We start from the raw sequence: 6,909 nt of genomic DNA on the forward strand, positions 1-6,909 counted from the left end.
GATTCAGGAAGAGCAACTGATCTCCAGATGCTTGCCCCACTCCGGCGGCCGCTCGGCATAACTCTCCATCCCCGGCTGCTCCTCGAACGGATTACTCAGCACCGCGTGCAAACGACGAACCTCTGAATAGTCGCCGCTCTCCGCCGCATCGATGGCTTTCTGCGCCAGGTAGTTACGCAAGATGTAGAGCGGATTGACGGCGTGCATCCGTTTGCGGCGCTGGTCCTGATCAACCTCGCCTTCACGCGTCACCCGGGCGATGTAGAGCTCGCCCCAGGCATCGAAACCTTTGATGTCGACGAAGTCATCGCGCAAACGGGCGACGGCCAGTTCCGGTGATTCTTCCCCCAAGCGGCGGAAGAACAGGCTGTAGTCGACGCCACTGTTCTGCATCAGTTGCAGCAGGTGTTCCAGCAGTTTCTGGTCATCGTCTTCGGCCGTGGTGAAGCCGAGGCGGCGGCGCATCAGGTCCAGGTAATGAGCCTGGTACAGCGGCAGGTACAGGCCGAGTGTTTCACGCAGGGCTTCGACACTGATGAACGGCGTCAGGGCCTGGGCGAGGGCACTGAGGTTCCACTGGCCGATCGGCACCTGGTTGCTGAAGGAGTAACGGCCCTGGTCATCGGAGTGGTTGCAGATGAAGTGGGCGTCGAAGTCGTCGAGGAACGCGAACGGGCCGTAGTCGAAGGTAATGCCGAGGATCGACATGTTGTCAGTGTTCATCACGCCGTGGCAGAAGCCATAGGCCTGCCATTTGGCGATCAGTTCGGCATTGCGCTCGACGATTTCGCGAAACATCGCCAGGTACGGTTCCGGCTGTTCCAGGCATTCCGGGAAATGCATGGCCAGCACGTGGTCGCCGAGTTCTTTCTGCTTCTCGGGGCGTTTGGTGTAGTAGAAATATTCGAAATGCCCGAAACGCACATGGCTCGGCGCCATTCGCAGGACCATGGCCGCGCGTTCCTGCTTCTCGCGCCACACCGGCGTGTCGGAGCCGATCACGCACAGCGCGCGGGTGGTCGGGATGTTCAGGGCATTCAGCGCTTCGGAGGCGAGAAATTCGCGAATCGAGGATCGCAGGACTGCGCGTCCATCGCCCATGCGCGAAAAAGGCGTCTGGCCGGCACCCTTGAGGTGCAGGTCCCAATGCTCGCCGGCCTCGTTGTAGACCTCGCCCAGCAAGAGACCGCGACCATCGCCCAACTGTGGGTTGTAGGAACCGAACTGATGACCTGAATAGACCATCGCCCTCGGGATCGCGTCAGCCCAGAGCTTATGGCCGCTGAACAGTTCGGCGAATTCAGGGGTTTCGGCCTCGGTAGGGTCGAGATCGAGCAGCGCCATGGCGGCAGGGCTGGCCACCACCAGGCGCGGGTTGTCGATCGGCTCGGGCAGCACGTGGGCGGAAAACGTATCGCCCAGGCGGGCGAAACGATTATCGAAGGTCAGTTCGTCGAGGGCTTTCAAGGGCCATCTCCAGCAGAATGTCCGAGCATTCTGCTAGGGATAAGCCGCTTAGTCGAGCTTGGCCGGTGGTGGCTCTTGCGGCGATTTGCCATCAACCAGCGGCGCGATGGTTTTGGTTTCCGGCTCGACGGGCACCATCCTGTATTCCTGACCCTGGATGTTCTTGAGGTAAACCTCCATCTGCCGGAACGAGATGTTGATGTGATGTTTCTTGAACTCGCGGTTGATGAAGCGGTTGACCTCATCAAGCACCGGGTTACGGTCGCCGAGGTCGCGCACATGCATGCGCAACTCATGGTCGAGGGTGCTTTCGCCGAAGTTCAGGAAGTACACATGAGGCTCGGGATCCTTCAGCACACGTGCATTTTCACGGGCAGCCTTGAGCAGCAATTCCTTGACCAGGTCCAGGTCCGAGCCGTAATCGACACCGAGCTTGAGGGTCACTCGGGTGATGGTGTCGGTCAGGGACCAGTTGATCAGTTGTCCTGTAATGAACGTCTTGTTCGGGACGATGATGTCCTTGCGGTCGAAGTCGGTGATGGTCGTGGCGCGGATGCGGATCTTGCTCACGGTGCCGGACAGGTTGCCGATGGTGATGGTGTCGCCAATCCGCACCGGACGTTCGAACAGGATCATGATCCCGGAGATGAAGTTCGCGAAGATTTCCTGCATCCCGAAGCCGAGCCCCACCGACAGCGCCGCCACCAGCCATTGCAACTTGTCCCAACTCACGCCGAGTGTCGACAGGGTCGAGACGAAACCGACGCCAGCGATCACGTAAGACAGCAAGGTGGTGGTGGCATAGGCACTGCCCTGAGCCAGGTTCAGCTTCGACAGCACCAACACTTCCAGCAACCCCGGCAAGTTGCGCGCGAGGGCGAAGGTGATGCCGATGATGATCAGCGCGCCGAGCATGTCGCCAATGCTGATCGGCACCATGCTCATGTTGGCGCCGGTGCCGCTGGTGTATTCGTAGAGGGTGACGTTATCCAGGTACGAGAACACAGAGATCAGGTCCGACCAGACCCAGTACAACGCCGCGATGAAACCACCAAGCAGTGCCAGGCGGATCAGGCGCAGGGACTGTTCGTTGACCTTCTCGATATCCAGGGTTGGCTCTTCGATCACCGCTTCACCGTCACCGGCCTCTTTCGCAGCCTGGCGTTTGGCCAAGGCGCGTTGGTAGGCCAGACGGCGTGCCGCAACGCTGAGGCCGCGCACGAAGGTGGCCTCGATCACCAGCCAGAACATCAGCAGGTACAGGGTGTTGATCAACCGGTCACTGAGCTTCAGCGCGGTGTAGTAGTAGCCAAAGCACACCGCCACGAACAACGCGACAGGCAGGACGGTGAACATGATCCCCACGGCCTTGCGGAACAGCGAAGCGTTCTGGTGAGTCGGGCTGCTGATCAGCAGGCGGCTGAGCAGCCAGGCCATCAACGCGTAGCAGGTCAACACCACCGGCATGCCGAGTACGTCATCGGCCAGGGTCGCAGGTTGCAGCTCGGCGACTGCCACCACCGCGACCAACGCCATGACCACCAGCCCGAGTCGACGGACCCAGCCCTGCAGGAATTCGACCTGAGGTTTTTCCCAGCGGAAATGCAGTTCGGCCACGCCGCCCGGCGCGAGGACCCGGTAAGCGGTGTAGAACACTAGCCAGGCCTGGGCCATTTGCAACAGTGCCGCGCCCATGTTCGCGTTCTGTCCGCGGGCGTCGATTTGCAAGGCCAGGCCACACAAGGCCAGGCCCAGGGAGACCGGCATCGCCAGCAGAATGTTGATCAGGATTGCCTGCGGCGTGTGCCATTGGCTGTCGCGTTTGAAGTGGCCGATGTCCTGGTGAACCTTGCTCAGTCGGGCATACAGGCTTTTGCGCCGCCACAGCAGGGCACCGATCAACAGTGCCAAGGGCAGGAACAGCAGCGGCCGTTGGGTCAGGCCGTCACTTAATTCGCTCAGGCTGGAAGCCCATGGCAGCGTGGTGACCTGACGTTCCAGGCGCTCCGGTACGGCGCGCATCCATTCCAGGTCCAGCGGCTTGTTGCTGGGAATCCAGAACATTTGCTCATCGAGGGTCGCCCGCAGGCTTTGTGCGGTGCTCAGCAGTTGCTTCTGATTGAGTTGCAACGTGATGGATTCGTTGAGCACCGCGCTGAGTTCGCGGTTCAGCCGCTCCAGCAGGTCGGCGCGGGTCGTGGCCAGTTCCAGCAGGCTCTTGCGCAGCTGCGGGGTGACTTGCTCGGGAGGCTGAGTCGACAGCAGGTTGTCGACGTAGGTCGCCGGGTTGCTGAGCAGTTCCCGTTGCTGGCTGACTTCGAATTGATAGAGGCGAATGTCGGCGATCTGGTCGGCCAGGTCGCGGTCGAGCTTGAGGAGTGGCAGGGCCTGTTTCTGTTTGTAGAGAATCTTGGAGAGCAGCAGGCTGCCCTTGAGCACGTTGATCTGCTCGTCCAGCGCCGAATCGCTCTGGGTCACGTTGTCCAGTTGCTGCTTGGTCTGCAGGTTCTGCTGGGTGACTTCGTTGAGGCGGTCAGTACTTTTGAGCAGGTAGTCCGAAAGCTTCAGGTTGGCCGCGCTTTCGGTAGCCAGCAGGCTGCTGCCGCCGGACTTCTGCGCTTCGATGGATTGCTGCGTCACCGTTTCCTGGGACTGGGCCAGGCGCTTCTGGTTGATCAGGTTTTGCAGCTCCTGGATTTCCTGATCCAGACGATCGGATTTTTCCGAGAGCAAGTCATGTTGGCTTTTGCCCAAGTCCTGCAACTGGCTGTTGCCAGCCAGTTCCTGGCGACGCAACGGGATCAGGGCGTTCAGTGCCGCGAGTTCGGCGTTGAGCAGGTCGCGTTGCTCAGGGGGCAAGGTCTTGCCGGCGTCCTTGCCGGCCTTGAGGATGTTGTTGATCTGCTGGATGCGTGTCTGGCTGGTGGAAATTTCGGCCTGTGCGCGCTCGGGGCGGGTCTGGGCAGTAATCACCAGACTGTTGGCGTCAGCCAAGGCTTTCTGCAGATCGCTTTGCTGGGTGGAGCGCTCGGTGAGCATTTGCTCCAGTTGCTGAATAGGCTCTTTGGCATAGCGCTGCGGTACTGGCAGCACTTTGGAGGCTTTGAGCTTGGTCAGTTCCCGCTGGTTCTCGATGTTCTGCTTCGGGGCGCTGGCCAGTTGCTGCTTGAGATCAGCCAGTTTCTGCTCGTAATCACGCTGGTTGTTGAGCTGTGTCAGCGTGCTTTGCAGGATGCTCTGCAGGGCTTTCTGATCGGCTTCCGGCAGTTTGCGGTCGGCGATCTTGTCCAGGTTCGCCTGCACGGCTTCGCTGGACGGCGGTTCGGCCGCTTGCAATGTACCGACAGAAAGACTCAAGCCCAGCAGGGCCATGACGAAAAAGGTGCGCAGGGTTGACATAGAGACCGATCGAAAACGAGATGAAGAATGGAGTTTAGAGGAACAAGCCCGGACCGGGGCGACTTCCTTCGGGGAATCTGACGCCCACTTTGCCGATCTTGTTCCCCTCCATGACCGCGACGGTCCAAATGGTGTTGTTCCACTCCACCTGGTCGCCGACTACGGGTGCACCGCCCACTTTATGGGCAATGAAATGGCCCAGAGACATGTCCGGATCGATGCCTTCGACTTTCAACCCGTAAAGCGCCGCAACCGCAGCCAGCTGGGCGTCTCCTTCGAGTACGAAGTCGCCGAAGAAGCGCAAATCGAGGCCCCGTTGTGGTGCCTGACTGAAGAGTTTTCCGAGGGCCGGAAGGTTGTGTTCATGGCCGATTACGCACAGCAAATCGTCGACTTCGAGCACCGTACTACCCGACGGGTGGAGCAGTTGCTGGCCACGAAACAGGGCCGCAATCCGGGTGCCTTCGGGCATTTTCAGATCCCGAAGGGGCGAGCCGATGCACCATTTCTCGGCGCCGAGGCGATAAACGAACAGCTCCCACTCGCTGGTGACGTGCACTTCCAGAGCTGCGCGGGAGATCGGCGCAGGCTCCGGCGGAACGGTCACTTTCAAAAGCTTCGCCACCCACGGCAGGCTCGTACCCTGAACCAGCAGCGACACCAACACGATAAAGAACGCGAGGTTGAAATAGAGCTGGGCGTTGGGCAGGCCGGCCATCAGCGGGAACACCGCCAGAATGATCGGGACCGCGCCGCGTAACCCGACCCAGGAAATGAACGCCTTCTCGCGCCCATGGAACGCCCTGAAGGGCAGCAGGCCGACGATCACCGACAACGGCCGCGCCAACAGAATCATCCACAGCGCCAGGCCCAGAGCGGGCAGGGCAATCGGCAACAAGTCGTGGGGCGTCACCAGCAGCCCCAGTACCAGGAACATGCCGATTTGCGCCAGCCAGGCCATGCCATCGAGCATGTGCAAAATGCCGTGGCGGCTGCGCACCGGGCGGTTGCCGATGACCAGGCCGCACAGGTACACCGCCAAAAAGCCGCTGCCGTGCAAGGCGTTGGTCAGGGCAAACACGACCAATCCGCCAGCAATGACCAGAATCGGATAAAGCCCGGTGGCCAAGTGGATACGGTTGACCAGTTGCAACATGACCCAGCCACCGCCCAGGCCGATAACGGCACCGATACCGAACTCACGCATCAAGTGCCCGAGCAGGCTCCAATGCAGACCGGTCTGGCCGCTGGCGAGCATGTCGATAAGGGTCACGGTGAGGAACACCGCCATCGGGTCGTTGCTGCCCGACTCGATCTCGAGGCTGGCGGTGACCCGTTCGTTCAGGCCTTTGCCGCCGAGCAGCGAGAACACCGCCGCGGCGTCGGTGGAGCCGACGATAGCGCCGATCAGCAGGCCCTGGATCAGGTTCAGGTTGAACAGCCACGCGGCGGCCATGCCGGTCAGCCCGGTGGTGATCAACACCCCGACCGTCGCCAGCGACAGCGCCGGCCATAACGCCACGCGGAAGCTGGAAACCCGGGTGCGCAAACCGCCGTCGAGCAGGATGACGGCCAGCGCGAGGTTGCCGACCAGATAAGCCGTTGGGTAGTTATCGAAAATAATGCCGGCGCCGTCGACGCCGGCCGACATGCCCACCGCGAGGATGATCACCAGAATCGGGATACCGAGGCGCGATGAAAGTGAGCTCACCAGAATGCTTGCACCTACCAGCAACGCGCCGATCAAGAACAGGCTGTTGATGGTCGTCGCATTCAAAGGCAGTACTCCAGAAAGCTGAAAGGCGGGCGCAAACTGACCATGCAGTCTGCGTGCCAGCGATTCTAACCTGTTGAAATGTGATGCTGTCAAAAAGGTTTTAAGGGTGACCTGAGATCATCGCAGTGGACGCGGACTGCCCCTGTAATTGGATGGACTCGCCCAAGCCGAGGCGTCAATGCGCCACGGTGGCAGTCTAAACAGCCAACGACAGCGAGGGCGAGTCCATGAAAAATCATAGTTCGATTGATCAATCCCTGTCTTCT

The 6,909-nt window shown here is 60.5% G+C and carries 3 protein-coding genes; all 3 read right to left on the reverse strand.

Annotated elements, in window-relative coordinates:
* Positions 1-3: 3 nt before the first annotated feature.
* From selO to FQ187_RS21880, 3 genes are read right to left on the reverse strand one after another with little or no spacing between them, the layout of a single operon-like run.
* Complete coding sequence (gene selO, locus FQ187_RS21870; protein WP_149631061.1) at positions 4-1,467, reverse strand: protein adenylyltransferase SelO; 1,464 nt, start codon at positions 1,465-1,467, stop codon at positions 4-6.
* Between the two features lie 48 nt (positions 1,468-1,515).
* Entirely contained in the window at positions 1,516-4,866 is a 3,351-nt protein-coding gene (gene mscK, locus FQ187_RS21875; protein ID WP_149631062.1) for a mechanosensitive channel MscK, read from the reverse strand.
* Between the two features lie 34 nt (positions 4,867-4,900).
* A complete protein-coding gene (locus FQ187_RS21880) occupies positions 4,901-6,643 on the reverse strand; it encodes a potassium/proton antiporter (RefSeq protein ID WP_149631063.1) in 1,743 nt (580 codons plus the stop codon).
* Between the last annotated feature and the right edge of the window lie 266 nt (positions 6,644-6,909).

The sequence above is a fragment of the Pseudomonas sp. ANT_J28 genome, assembly GCF_008370005.1.
Lineage (GTDB): Bacteria > Pseudomonadota > Gammaproteobacteria > Pseudomonadales > Pseudomonadaceae > Aquipseudomonas > Aquipseudomonas frigoris.

Bases quoted from the DNA above. Each gene is read 5' to 3' on its own strand.
- mscK (WP_149631062.1), bottom strand. From the start codon at position 4,866: ATGTCAACCCTGCGCACCTTTTTCGTCATGGCCCTGCTGGGCTTGAGT.